The organism is Desulfococcus sp., from assembly GCF_041737845.1.
In the GTDB taxonomy this organism is placed as follows: Bacteria; Desulfobacterota; Desulfobacteria; order Desulfobacterales; family Desulfococcaceae; genus Desulfococcus.
The window spans coordinates 1-12110 of sequence record NZ_JBGSQX010000007.1; the positions used below are offsets into that span (position 1 = coordinate 1).

14 protein-coding genes are annotated in these 12110 nt (G+C 65.2%); 10 read left to right on the plus strand and 4 right to left on the minus strand.

Features of this window, described 5'->3' with window-relative positions:
* Positions 1 to 1158, minus strand: a 1158-nt coding sequence (locus ACEW8N_RS00390) for a beta-ketoacyl synthase N-terminal-like domain-containing protein (RefSeq protein ID WP_373497803.1), incomplete at its 3' end; no start/stop codon positions are given.
* 5 nt (positions 1159 to 1163) lie between these two features.
* On the minus strand, positions 1164 to 1433 hold the full coding sequence (locus ACEW8N_RS00395; protein ID WP_373497804.1) for a phosphopantetheine-binding protein: 270 nt from the start codon (positions 1431 to 1433) through the stop codon (positions 1164 to 1166).
* Between the two features lie 182 nt (positions 1434 to 1615).
* On the opposite strand from ACEW8N_RS00395, the gene ACEW8N_RS00400 reads away from it, so the two are divergent.
* Genes ACEW8N_RS00400 through ACEW8N_RS00420 form a run of 5 tightly spaced genes read left to right on the plus strand, consistent with a single transcriptional unit; the run spans position 1616 to position 5375 of the window.
* Positions 1616 to 2056 (plus strand): hypothetical protein, encoded by a 441-nt coding sequence (locus ACEW8N_RS00400; protein ID WP_373497805.1) that lies wholly within the window; start codon positions 1616 to 1618, stop codon positions 2054 to 2056.
* Positions 2049 to 2786, plus strand: a complete 738-nt coding sequence (gene fabG, locus ACEW8N_RS00405) for a 3-oxoacyl-ACP reductase FabG (protein ID WP_373497806.1) — start codon at positions 2049 to 2051, stop codon at positions 2784 to 2786. The genes ACEW8N_RS00400 and fabG overlap by 8 nt, the downstream gene beginning before the upstream one ends.
* Positions 2787 to 2791: 5 nt before the next feature.
* The gene (locus tag ACEW8N_RS00410) at positions 2792 to 3415 is read left to right on the plus strand and encodes an outer membrane lipoprotein carrier protein LolA (RefSeq protein ID WP_373497807.1); all 624 of its coding nucleotides are present in this window, start codon (positions 2792 to 2794) and stop codon (positions 3413 to 3415) included.
* Positions 3412 to 4110 (plus strand): hypothetical protein, encoded by a 699-nt coding sequence (locus ACEW8N_RS00415; RefSeq protein WP_373497808.1) that lies wholly within the window; start codon positions 3412 to 3414, stop codon positions 4108 to 4110. The genes ACEW8N_RS00410 and ACEW8N_RS00415 overlap by 4 nt, the downstream gene beginning before the upstream one ends.
* Complete coding sequence (locus ACEW8N_RS00420; RefSeq protein WP_373497809.1) at positions 4107 to 5375, plus strand: radical SAM protein; 1269 nt, start codon at positions 4107 to 4109, stop codon at positions 5373 to 5375. Before ACEW8N_RS00415 ends, ACEW8N_RS00420 begins: the two co-directional genes overlap by 4 nt.
* A 175-nt stretch (positions 5376 to 5550) precedes the next feature.
* Here the strand turns inward: ACEW8N_RS00420 and ACEW8N_RS00425 are convergent, their stop codons facing one another.
* Both ACEW8N_RS00425 and ACEW8N_RS00430 read right to left on the minus strand, forming a co-directional pair.
* Positions 5551 to 7254: a DegV family protein gene (locus ACEW8N_RS00425; protein ID WP_373497810.1), complete on the minus strand. Its 1704-nt coding sequence runs from the start codon at positions 7252 to 7254 to the stop codon at positions 5551 to 5553.
* A 2-nt stretch (positions 7255 to 7256) separates the two neighbouring features.
* Positions 7257 to 7670, minus strand: coding sequence for an acyl-CoA thioesterase (locus ACEW8N_RS00430; protein WP_373497811.1), 414 nt, complete (start codon positions 7668 to 7670; stop codon positions 7257 to 7259).
* Positions 7671 to 7928: 258 nt separating this feature from the next.
* On the opposite strand from ACEW8N_RS00430, the gene ACEW8N_RS00435 reads away from it, so the two are divergent.
* The 5 genes from ACEW8N_RS00435 to ACEW8N_RS00455 form a co-directional block, all read left to right on the plus strand.
* Positions 7929 to 8189 carry an acyl carrier protein gene (locus ACEW8N_RS00435; protein ID WP_373497812.1) on the plus strand — a complete coding sequence of 87 codons (261 nt, stop codon included), beginning with the start codon at positions 7929 to 7931 and terminating at the stop codon, positions 8187 to 8189.
* Positions 8190 to 8191: 2 nt separating this feature from the next.
* Complete coding sequence (locus tag ACEW8N_RS00440; protein WP_373497813.1) at positions 8192 to 9427, plus strand: beta-ketoacyl synthase; 1236 nt, start codon at positions 8192 to 8194, stop codon at positions 9425 to 9427.
* Positions 9420 to 10241 (plus strand): lysophospholipid acyltransferase family protein, encoded by an 822-nt coding sequence (locus tag ACEW8N_RS00445; protein WP_373497814.1) that lies wholly within the window; start codon positions 9420 to 9422, stop codon positions 10239 to 10241. The genes ACEW8N_RS00440 and ACEW8N_RS00445 overlap by 8 nt, the downstream gene beginning before the upstream one ends.
* A gap of 9 nt (positions 10242 to 10250) precedes the next feature.
* Positions 10251 to 11768 carry a radical SAM protein gene (locus tag ACEW8N_RS00450; protein WP_373497815.1) on the plus strand — a complete coding sequence of 506 codons (1518 nt, stop codon included), beginning with the start codon at positions 10251 to 10253 and terminating at the stop codon, positions 11766 to 11768.
* Between the two features lie 30 nt (positions 11769 to 11798).
* Positions 11799 to 12110: aromatic amino acid lyase (locus ACEW8N_RS00455; protein WP_373497816.1), on the plus strand; the 312-nt coding region annotated here is incomplete at its 3' end.

Here is a 12110-nt window from a genome sequence, read left to right on the forward strand (position 1 = left end):
CAGGCCCCGGCGTTTCCCCGCCCGTCCCGCGGCGCTATGGGCCGCGCCGAAGACCAGGGCCGCGTTGTTTCCGCCGAAGCCGAAGGAATTGGACAGCGCCGTTTGAACGGTCCGCCGCAGGGGGGCGTCCGCCAAAGCCAGACGGATCTCCGGGTCCTGGACCCGGCACCCGGTGTTGGCGGGAATGAGCCCCTCGGAGACGCAAAGGACGGCGGCTGCCGCGCCCATGGCCCCGGCGGCGGCCAGGGGATGCCCCATGGCGCCCTTGAGGGAGGAGGCCGGCGGCCCGGAAAGGCCGAAGACCGCGTTGAGTGCCCGGGCCTCGGAGCGGTCGTTGTCGGGCGTTCCCGTGCCGTGGAGGTGGATGTAGCCGATCTCCGCAGAAACGACCCCGGCATCCGACAGGGCGGCCCGGATGGCCCGGACCGCGCCTGCGCCCTCGGGGTGCGGGGCCGTGGGATGGAAGGCGTCGCAGGAAAGGCCGCCGCCCAGGACCTCGGCCAGGGCATTGGGGGGCGGGGATTCTGAGGCGGCCAAAAGGAGCACGGCGGCTCCTTCCCCCACGCTCATTCCCCGCCGGTCCCGGTCAAAAGGACGGGCACCCTCGGGGTCAACGAGCTGCAGGGCATGAAATCCGTGACAGGTGAGGCGGCACAGGGAATCGGCCCCGCCCGCGAGAACGCGGCGCCCCCGCCCGGCGCGCAGGAATTCCAGGGCGATCTTGATGGCCGCGGCCCCCGAGGAACAAGCCGTGGAAACCGTAATGGCCGGCCCCGGGCAGCGGCATTCCCGCGCCAGGATCTCTGCTGTTGTGCCGGTGCCGTGGTATCGGAATCCTTCCGGCCGGCATTCTCCGGCTTCCAGTTGGGTCTCCGTGGTGAGCATGCCGCCGGTGGTTCCCCCCAGGACGACGGCATCCACCGGCCCCGCCGCATCCGCCAGCGCCTCCCGGGCCGCCATGAGGGCCATGGCATGGGTCCGGGGCAGATTGCCCGCGGCGATGGCATGGCGGACCTGCCCTACCGGCAGGGGAGCGGCTTCGGCAAAGAGGGTCAGGGGGCCTAAAGCGCCTGCGCCGGCTTTCAGCGCCGCCCGAAAGGATGGCACCCCGATGCCCAGGGGAGAGACGACGCCCATCCCGACGACAAAGATCCGCATGGGGTTCAGTTGGACCGGCCCGGGGTGTTTTCGCCGACATACCGGGCCAGGGATTCCAGGCTGGCAAAGACCCTGGCCCCCAGCTCCTTGTTGTCGATCTTGACGGCATAATCCTTTTCGATCATCATCACCAGCTCCAGAATATCGATGGAGTCGATCCCCAGATTTCCGCCCACCAGCGGGGCGTCGGCCTCGATCTCTTCCGGAGCGACATCCATCAGATTCAAGGTGTCAATGATTTTGATCCTCAGTTCCCCAAGCAGCCCATCGTCCATGTGCGTCCCTAAACCCCTGATATTTCATTCCGCAGCGTCCCGGGACGCGCGGGATTCCGAAAAAATAATCCTGGCGTGATGCTTTACATCATCACGGACCTGTTATACAAAAAATGACTTCAAACATTATATGCTTTCATGGTCTCTTTCAATGATTTTTCTTTTGGAGAGGTGGTCCTGAAATGGCCGACATCATCCCCGAACAGGTCATCCCCCACCGCGGCCGCATGAAACTGGTGGATGCCGTGGTGGATATCGAGGACGGCGCCGCCACCACCGTTTCCAGGGTCACGGACCAATGGCCCCTGGTGGAGGGTGACGGGGTCAACCCCCTGGTTCTCATCGAGCTGGCGGCCCAGACCTCCGCGATCACCATTGGATGGCCCCTTCTGAAAAAGTGCGGCCGGGCCGTCCAGGGCCGGGGGCTGCTGGTGGGCATCAAGTCCGCGGTGTTTGACATCCAGACCATCCCGATGAACAGTCGGATCATCACCCGGGCCGTCGTCAATTTCAAGATGGATCCGTATACGGAAATCACCGGCGTTTCCACATTGAACGGCCGGCGGATCGGCGAGGTGACCCTTCAGACCGTCCGAACGGACGAGGAGAGCGCAAATGACTGAGCCAACCCATGGGCCGACGGCCCTGGTCACGGGCGCAAGCCGCGGCATCGGCCGCGCCATATCCGTGGAACTGTCCAGGGCCGGGTATTTCGTCATCGTCAATTACAAATCCAATGCCGATGCCGCCGGAAAGACCCTGGACCGGATCCGGGAGGCCGGCGGCAACGGCGAGTGCGCCGCCTTCGACGTGTCGGATGCCGCGGCCTGCGCCAAAGCCCTGGACAAAATCCTGCCCCGGTTCGCGACCCTGGATGTCCTGGTCAACAACGCGGGCATTGCGGCGGATCAGCTCTTTATCCTGATGCCCGAGGCCGACTGGGACGCCGTGATCAACACCACCCTCAAGGGGTTTTACAACGTGACCAAACCCGTGCTCCAAAAGATGATCCCCAAAAAGCGGGGGGCCGTGGTCTCCATCGCCTCCGTGTCCGGGCTCCTGGGCAACCGGGGGCAGGCCAACTATTCGGCGGCCAAGGCCGGCCTGATCGGCGCCAGCCGCGCCGTTGCCGCCGAGGTGGCCCGCCTGGGCATCCGGGTCAACGTGGTGGCGCCGGGGCTCATCGAAACCGACATGATTGAAAAAGCCCCGGTCCGGGAGATCAAGGCCATGATCCCCATGGCCCGGATCGGAAAGCCCGAGGAGGTGGCCCGGGTGGTGCGGTTTCTCTGCTCCGAGGACGCCTCCTACATCACGGGGCAGGTCATTTCGGTCAACGGGGGCATGGTGTAATGCCCATGGCGCCTTCGTCCCGTTTCCATCGCCTGCCGGCGTTTCTTGCGGTACTCGCGGCCGCGGCTCTCGGTCTTGGCTGGGGGCAGACCTGGGAGGAGATCCGTTCCGGGGCCGGGAGGATCCAGTCGGTCCAGGCCGATTTTGTTCAGGAGAAGCACATGAAGATCCTGGCCGTTCCCCTGGCCTCCGCGGGGAAGCTCCGGTTCCGGATGCCCGACGCCCTGCGCTGGGAATACACGGAGCCCTTCCGCAGCGTGCTGCTTCTCAGCAGCGGCCGGGGCCGCCGCTACATCCACAGCGGGGACGGGTGGGCGGAGGAGGGCGCGGCCGGGATAGAGGCCATGCAGGTGGTGCTGGGGGAGATCACCCACTGGCTGAACGGGGATTTCGCGGCCAATCCCGATTTTACGGCAGACCTTTCCCCCGACCGGAAGATCACCCTCACCCCGAAATCCCCCGGGCTGGGGCGGATCATCGAGAGGATCGTCCTCGATCTCTCCGCTACCCCCGGCATCATCGACGCGGTTACCATCCATGAAGGCCCCGGCTCCTTCACCCGGCTCACCTTCCAGGCCCCGGTTCTCAACCAGCCCATCGCGGACGCCGTGTTTCAGACGGTGGAATGACGCGCCTTTTCCCAGCCATAATTATTATCGCGGCGCTCCTCTCCTGCGCCCGGATGCCGGCCGTCTCCCCGGTTCCGCCGGAAGCGGCCCAGGGCTTCCGGGAGGCCTGCGCCCGGGTCTTTCCGGCCGGAGACTGGCAGCTCGTCCATGCCATCGAAACCGTCATGGGCGGACGGCGGGGGACGATGATGGGGGTGAGCGTCATCTCCCCCGGGTCCCGCACCGTCCACTGCGCCCTGATGACGCTGGAGGGCCTGTCCATGTTCGAGGCCCGGGACCGGGACGGAAGGATCACCGTTGACCGCGCCGTTCCGCCGTTCGACAGCCCGGCCTTCGCGCGGGGAATGCTGGAGGATATCCGCATGATCTTTTTTCAGCCCGGGCCCGGACCCGATGAGGCCGGCCTTGCGCCGTCGGGATCCCCCCTCTGCCGCTACCGGCCCGGGCCGGATGAGACCGTGGACGTGACGGTCGATCCCCGGGGGGGATGGACCCTCCGTCGCTACGAGGGCGCGGCCCTCGTCCGAACGGTTCACGCAGGCGCCGGGACGTTGATCGCCTCGGGCGGGGTGCGGATTTCCCGGCACCTGCAGCTCACGGCCCGGGGTCCCCGGCCCTATACCCTCGACCTGAAACTCCTGGAGGCGGTCCCATTGGCCCCACACCCCCGGGACCCGGAGAACGGCTCGCCATGAAATTCAAGCTGATCTATCCCCGATGGCCCAAGCTCAAGGGCCAGACCGAGTTCCACCTGCCCCCCCACGGACCGGTGGTGTTTGCCGCCGCCCTGCCCGGGGAGGTGTCCGTCGTCTTCACCGACGAGAACCTGGAGCCCATTGATTTCGATGATCCGGCCGACCTGGTGGGGATCTCCATGATGCTCACGGTCCAGGTCAAGCGGGGCTGGGAGATCGCCGACCGGTTCCGGGAAAAAGGCATCCCGGTCATCTTCGGGGGCATCGCTGCCATGCTCCACGCCGAAGAGACCCTTGCCCATGCCGACGCCGTCTTCCTGGGCGAGGCCGAAGGGCGGATGGAGGCCGTGCTGGCCGATGCCAGGGCCGGAAGGCTCAAGCCCGTGTATGACTACCTCAACGACCCGCCCCCCATTGAACTGGTGGGAACGGCCCGGCGGGATATCCTCAAGCGGGAGCTTTACAATTACAAGGGCGTCCAGATGTTCGACCTGGTCCACGCCTCCCGGGGGTGCCGCTTCAACTGCTACCCCTGCGCCGTGGCCTATCTGGGCGGACGGCGGTTCAGGCCCAGGCCCATCGAGAAGGCCGTGGCCGAAATGGCGGCCATCGACAACCCCCGCCTCTTTATCGTGGACAACTCCCTGGCCCAGGACACCCAGTGGGAAAAAGACCTCTTCCGGGAGATGATCCCCCTGAAAAAGAAGTGGTGCAGCCACCCCATCGAGGATGACCCCGCGGTCCTGGACCTGGCGGCCCGGGCCGGCGCCTGGTATGTCTACCAGGCCGTGTTCGACACCTCCGACCATATCCGGGAGCGCATCCGCCGGTACCACGACCACGGCATCGCCGTGGAAGGCACCATCCTCCTGGGGCTGGACCACCACACCGAGGACTACATCCGAAGGTTCATCGATTTCCTGCTGGAAATCGACCTGGACCTGGCCGAATTCACCATCCTGGCGCCCTTTCCCCACACCCGGGCCTTCGAGGAGCTCCAGGCCCAGGGCCGCATCCTCTCCTATGACTGGGACGAGTACACCGCCGACAGGGTGGTCTACCAGCCCCGGTACATGTCCCCGGAAAAGCTCCAGGAACTCTTTGACTACGCCCGGGATGCCTTTTACCGGGAAGCCTCCCAGGCCATTCGGATGACCCGGCTCTACCAGCGGGTCATCGAACGGGAGATCGCCGACGGTACCTACCGGCCCCGGAGGCGGGAAAAGGCCGGTCGGGCGTTCGGGCGGGAGATCGCCCGGGGATGATCCGGAGCCGCGGGCGGGTTTATATTTGATGCGTTCGCAAAAAGTCGATTTCCAGGCGGTTTCGCAAAAAGGCCGAGATCAAGGCTTGCGAATCCCGAGGAATGAGGCGTACTTACAGTACGCCGCAGTGACGAGGGATACGCGTAACGCAGATATCGGCCTTTTTACGGAACCGTCATATTTGGGGCATGAATGCCGCGGCCCATGCCCCTGGCCCCATGTGGGCCCCCGAGGTCAGGGAAAGGGGGCGCACCAGGATGTCCGTCTCGGGGCTTTGGCGTTTCATCCCGGCCTGAACCTCGGCCTCCAGCCACGTGCGGTTGTCGGAATATTCCAGCAGGATGAACATGAGCGGGCCGTTTTCCCGGATGCGGCGGAGCCTCTCCAGAGCAAAGGCCACCTGGCCCTTCGGGTCCCGGACCACCCCGACCTTCCGGGCGCCTTCGGCCGTGGGGCTGACCACCGGCTTGAGGTGGAGCGCGTCCCCGAAAAAGGCGCCGGTCCTGGAAAGGCGTCCGCCGGCGGCCAGGTAGCGGAGGCGGTCCAGAAAGACATATTCCTCGCACCGGTCGACGGCGGCCCGGGCGAACCGGATCACGGCCTCCGGGTCCCGGGCCCGAAGGTTGAAGCGCGCCGCGGCCAGCACCGCGGCCCCCAGGCGTCCCGAGGCCGCCCCGGTGTCCATGACCGTGAAATGATCTTCGGGGTCGTGCTCCGCCTTCCAGGCCATGGCAGTGCCGTAGTTTCCCGTATAGGCGGATCCCACGCAGAGATAGAGGACCCTGGGGTGCCGGCTGAGGGCGCTCTGGTAGTGCTGGTGGCGTTCAAACACCGAAGCCTGGGCCGTGGAGACCCGGGCGCCCCCGGCCATGGCCCGGTAAAGCGCCGGCGGGGAGATGCGGGTTTCTGGCAGGGCCTCCTCTCCCATGAGGATATAGCTGTCCAGCAGGGTGATGCCCAGCTCCGCCGCATCGGCCCGGGTGATGGATCCGGCGCCGTCCGTCATGAGATGCATCGCCCCCGCCCCGGGGGATGCGCCGGCCAGGACCCCATGGGCCATCTCCTCCTCCGTCCAGTCCACGATCCGCCCCAGGGCGCCAATCTTTTTGCGAACCGCCGCCGGATCGGGGGCGTGGACATGGATTTTCAGGCAGGCCCGCTCCCTGGACGTCACGAGGCTCTCCCCGCATCCGGCCAGGACGCCTGCGGGGTCGGCGCCCCCGTCCGCCGTCTCGACCAGGGCGCTGATGCAGTGGCCGACGGCGCGGGAGGAAAACGCGGGCGACACCCGGAGCTGCCCCTTGAAGCGCTCGGTGATGGGGGCAAAGGGGCGATCGGCCTCGAAAAGCCGTCCGAAAAACCCTTCCAGGAAAATGAACATGCCCAGGGCGCCGGAATCCACGACGCCCGAGCCTTGAAGCTCCGGCAGCAGGGCCGGGGTCCTTCGCACTGAGGCCGCAAGGTCCCGGATCAGACCGAGGCCGCGATCCGCTTCGTTATATGGACGGGCCATAAGGCTTTCCGCAAGGGCGTCAAACACGCTGAGCATGGTTCCGGGCCTGGGGTCGGCCACCGCGGCCCAGGCGGCATCCCGCCCCAGGCCGGCGGCCCGGGGCAGGTCGGCCACGCCGCTCAATCGGAGAAATCCGGAAAAAAACCGGGAGGCGATGTTGCCGGAGTTGCCCCTGGCCGCCAGGAGCAGGCGGTGAACGGTCTCCTCGGGGCCGCCCGCGCGGCGGAGGGGGGAGAGGCTGATTACCAGGTTGCGGCCCGTGTCGGCATCCGGCACCGGGAAGACATTGATCTGGTCCAAGAGGTCGGCCCAGGCGCTCAGGCGCTCGGTCCCCGCGGTCAGGGCCTTGCGGATCGCCGCGTCCACGGTCAGAACCCCAGGGCCCGGCGGACATCGCCCGGGATTTCGTAAAGGGTCTCCATCTCTGGCAGCTTCACCGCTACCTGTTCCCCCCGGCCCCGGGCGCAGACCTGTCCGTCGGCGATCCGTCGGATCTCGAAGTCGATGACGATCTTGATGGCCGCCTCCCGGATCTCGGCCCGGCAGATGAAGGCATCGTCGTATTTCAGGGGCAGGATATGCTTGGTGCGGGTCCGGATGACCGGAAAAAGGCAGCCCTTCTCCCGGGAATAGCGGTAAAGGTCGATCCCGGCCTCCCGGAACAGGGCGAACCGGGCCATGTCAAAATATTTCAGGTAGTTTCCATGCCAGACCACATCCATGGGGTCGAGATCATGAAACGGCACCCTCAGCCGAATCTCGTGGCTTCTCAATTGCTGCATCTCTTTACTTTCCCGTGAGCCTGTCCATTCCAGCCTCAACAACCCGGGCGATTCTTACACGCTTTTCAAGGCCGGTACAACACCCATGATTTCCCCGGCGCGCGGATCTCCCGGAGACGCCCGAAAGGCCGGATGGTCCGGGCGGCGAGGCCCGGGAATAGCGCTTGACTTTTCCCCTGAATTCGATTTTAGTCCTACACCTGTGTTGAATGCAACCCTATTGCACCGCGGACGGTGACGAATGAAAAGGCGGGCGGCATGGCGCTGAGCCGGGAAGACCTGCAGCGTGAACTCCTCCGGATTTTCGAGGAAAACTTCGAGATCGACCATCCGGGCCTGGATGACGATCTACGGGATGAGCACGAGTTCGACAGCATCGATGCCATCGAGCTGCTTTCGGAAATCGAGCGGATCCTGGGCGTGTCCCTGAGCCAGGAAGAGAAGAAACAGGCCATGGGGGTGCGCACCATCAACCAGATCTGCGACTATGTGGAATCGCTGGCCGGGGCCGGGGCCTGACCATGCGGCGGGTCGTCATCACCGCGGGTTCGGCCATCACGCCCATCGGCCACGGCAGGCAGGAGATCCTTCACAGCCTCACCCACGGCATTTCCGGGGTCAAGGCCCTTCGCAAGGATGATCTGCTGACGGATTTCATCCATTCCGGGGTGTTCGGCACCGTGGATTATCCCGTTGCCTACGATTTCAAGCGCAGCTTCCGAAAAACCATGGGTCCGGTGGCCTATTATGCCTGCCAGGTGGTCAAGGAGGTGCTGGCGGCATCCGGCCTGGACCCGGGCTTCATCACCTCGGGACGGCTTGGCGTGGCCTTTGGCTCCACCCACGGCAGCCCCACGATCCAGCGGGAGATTTACAGAAAATTCTTCGGCGGCACCCGGGACGCCTTTTCCAGCATCGGCGCGGTGGATTACCTCAAGTCCATGGTCCATACCACGGCCGTCAACATCACCAAGATGTTCGGCATCACCGGCCGGGTCATCGCCTCTTCCACGGCCTGCACCACCAGCAGCCAGTCCATCGGCTTCGGCTACGAGGCGGTCAAGTACGGCATGCAGGACGCCATGGTCTGCGGCGGGGCCGATGAATACGACACCACCACCGTGGCCGTCTTCGACAACCTCCTCGCCTGCTCCACGGCCTACAACGACACCCCGCACCTGACCCCCCGGCCCTTTGACGCCGGGCGCGACGGCCTGGTGGTGGGGGAGGGCGGCGGCGCCGTTCTCCTGGAGGAATACGAGTTCGCCAGAAAACGGGGGGCGGTAATCCTGGGCGAGATCATCGGGTTTTCCTGCGGCAACAACGGCGGCGACCTGATCCTTCCCAACGTGGAGGGCATCAAGGCCACCATCCGGTCGGGCCTCGAGAACGCGGGCCTTGGGCCAAACGACGTCGATTTCGTCAGCGCCCACGCCACGGGCACCAAGATGGGGGACGTGATCGAAGCCATGGCCATCGGGGCCATTTACGGCAGCAACCCATGGGTCAGCGGCCTCAAGAGCTACATGGGCCACACCATGGGCACCTGCGGCGTCATCGAGGTGCTGATCTCCCTGTACATGATGGCGGAGGGCTTTATCGCCCCCACCCTCAACCTCGTCGATGTGGATCCGCGCTGCGCCATGATCCGCCATGCAACCCGGATCGTCGATTCACCGATCCGCATTGCCGCGGTGCAGAATTTCGCCTTCGGCGGGGTCAACACCTGCATCCTGATCCGGAAATTCGATGGCTGAGCCGCCGCCCTTGGCGGGTGCCGCGTGGCTCGGGTGGGGGAAGCCGGTGATCGACATCCTGGTCACCCTGGCCGCATGGACCTACTACACCGCAGGGTATGTGATCTTCTTCGCCCCCGCCTACCTGGCCGCCGCCCAGCTCTCCAGGGACCCGGAGACGGCGTTTCAGCGCTGCAACCATCGCTTTTACAGGGTCTTCTTCCGGCTCCTGCGGGTCATCACGCCGGGCCTTGCGATCGAGATCGGAGACGAGGTCCGGGCCATCCGGGGATCGGTCATCGTGAGCAACCATGTCTCCTACCTGGACCCGATCCTGCTGATCTCCCTCTACCCCCGGCAGAAAACCATCGTGAAACCCGTTTTTTTCAGGGTCCCCATCTTCGGCCGGGTGCTCAGGCAGTCCGGGTATATCTCGCCCCTCTTGGAAGACGCCGCCGATCCGGCCATGATCCGGCAGATCGAACGCCTGGGAAGCTACCTGGACCAGGGGGGAAACCTCTTCGTCTTCCCCGAGGGCACCCGGGCGCGGAACGGCCGGATCCTTCCGTTCAGCAGGGGGGCCTTCAAAATCGCCCGCCGGTGCAACGCCCCGATGCAGGTCGTCTTCATCCGGAATACGGACCGGCTTTTCCGGCCGGGCCGGTTCCGGTTCATCACCTGCGTGCCCAACACGGTCCGCGTCAGCCTGATCGGCACCATCGACCCCCGGCAGGCCCCCTCCGTGACGGCCCTCATGGACCAGGTGCGCGCCCTCATGGAAGCCGAATGCGGGAAAGAAGCCCCGGCCGGCGCCCCGTCATTTTCCACCCCATAGCGAGGTCGTATGAAAATCGTTCTCCTGTCCATGCCGGATGTCGCCCCCCTGATCCTCCACGAGGCCGCCATCCACATGCCCAACCTCGGCATCGCCAGCGTGGGGGCCAATATCGATCCGGGCCATGAGGTCTATCTCATCGATTTGATCCGAAAGCGGCGCCGGGTCCGCGCATACCTCACGCGCACCCTTGGCCGCATCCGGCCGGATGTGGTGGGGCTTTCCACCATGACCTGGCAGTACGACACCTGCGTGAGGATCATCCGGCTGGTCAAGAGCCTGCTGCCCCATGCGGTAGTCGTCATCGGGGGGTATCACGCCACCCTGATGTATGAGGAGATTGCCGCCTCGCCCGAGGCGGCATGGATCGACTGCATTGTCCGGGGCGAGGGGGAGGAGACTTTCCGGCGGCTCATCAACGCCCTGGACGGGAGGGACGCGATGGCTGCGATTCCCTCCCTTTCCTACAAACAAAACGGCGCCTTTGTTCATAACGACCGGGCCGATCTGGCGGATCTCTCCCGGCTCAAGCCGCCGATCCGCGACAGCCGGCGGCTCACCTGGGGTTATCACCTGCTCAACAGCAAGGTCGAGGTGATGGAGACCTCCCGGGGGTGTACGCGGTCCTGCAATTTCTGCAGCATCCGCCACATGTACGGAAAAAGCTTCCGGACATTTCCCATATCCAGGGTGCTGGCCGATATCGACGACATCTACCACCGTCGCGGGACCCGATGGATCTTCATCTCCGACGACAACCTGGTGCTCGTGCCCAAACGGGTGATGGCCCTCTGCGACGCCATCATCGAACGGGGCTACCGGGGCCTCAATCTCGTGGTCCAGGCCGATTGCCTCTCCATGTCCCGGAACGAGGAGATGGTGGCCAAAATGGCCCGGGCCGGGATGCGGTCGATTTTTCTGGGGATCGAAAACGTCTCCAGGAAAAATCTCGAAACGGCCAACAAGGGGGATATCGTGGAGGCCTCCCGGCGCGCCGTGGCCCTGTGCCACAAATACGGCATCATGGTGGTGGGGGGGCTGGTGGTGGGCTTTCCCGACGACGCCGAAGCGGACCTCGTCGAGAACCTGAGGTACATGAAAAGCCTGGACGTAGACGCCCTCTACTGCCAGATTCTCACGCCCTATCCAAAAACCGGCATCCGGGAGAGCCTGCTTGCGGCCGGACTGGTCACCAACGACCGGGATTACCGTTGGTACAACGGCATGTGGGCCAACGTGAGGACCCGGAACCTGGGGGCGGAGCAGCTTCAGTACCTGTTCTGGTATCACAAGCAGCGGGTCCTGGGCTGGTGGGAGCCTTCGGAGCGCGTCCAGCGGGGGGGGAAGCTGTGGACCGCCATCTGGCGCTTCGCCTTCCGGCCCGTGGCCAGATATTTCTTCGACCGGAAGCTGCGGAAAATCGGCTGGGAGGGGTGGTACCGGGAGGACATGGCCTATTTGAAAGGCATCAACCGTTTCGATGACCTGAATTCCCCGGAAGCCGCCATGAATGCACCCGGCCGGTGAGGGCGCCCTGGAGATGATCTGGAGATGATAATGAACGACAACGAAGGGCCGGTGGAGATCCGGGGCGAGGGGATGACCCTGGCCGATGTGGTGCGCGTTTCCCGCAGGGGGGCAAGGGTCCGTCTAACTGAAGATCCGGCGATCCTGTCGCGGGTCGGGCGGTCCCGGCAGATCATCCTGGATGCCGTGGCCGCAGGCGACCCCATTTACGGGGTCACCACCGTTTTCGGCGGCATGGCCAACATCCTGATTCCCAAGGAGGAGGCCCTGGACCTCCAGAACAACATCCCCTGGCCCCACAAGACCGGGGCCGGCGCGCGGCTGCCGGCGTGGGCCGTGCGC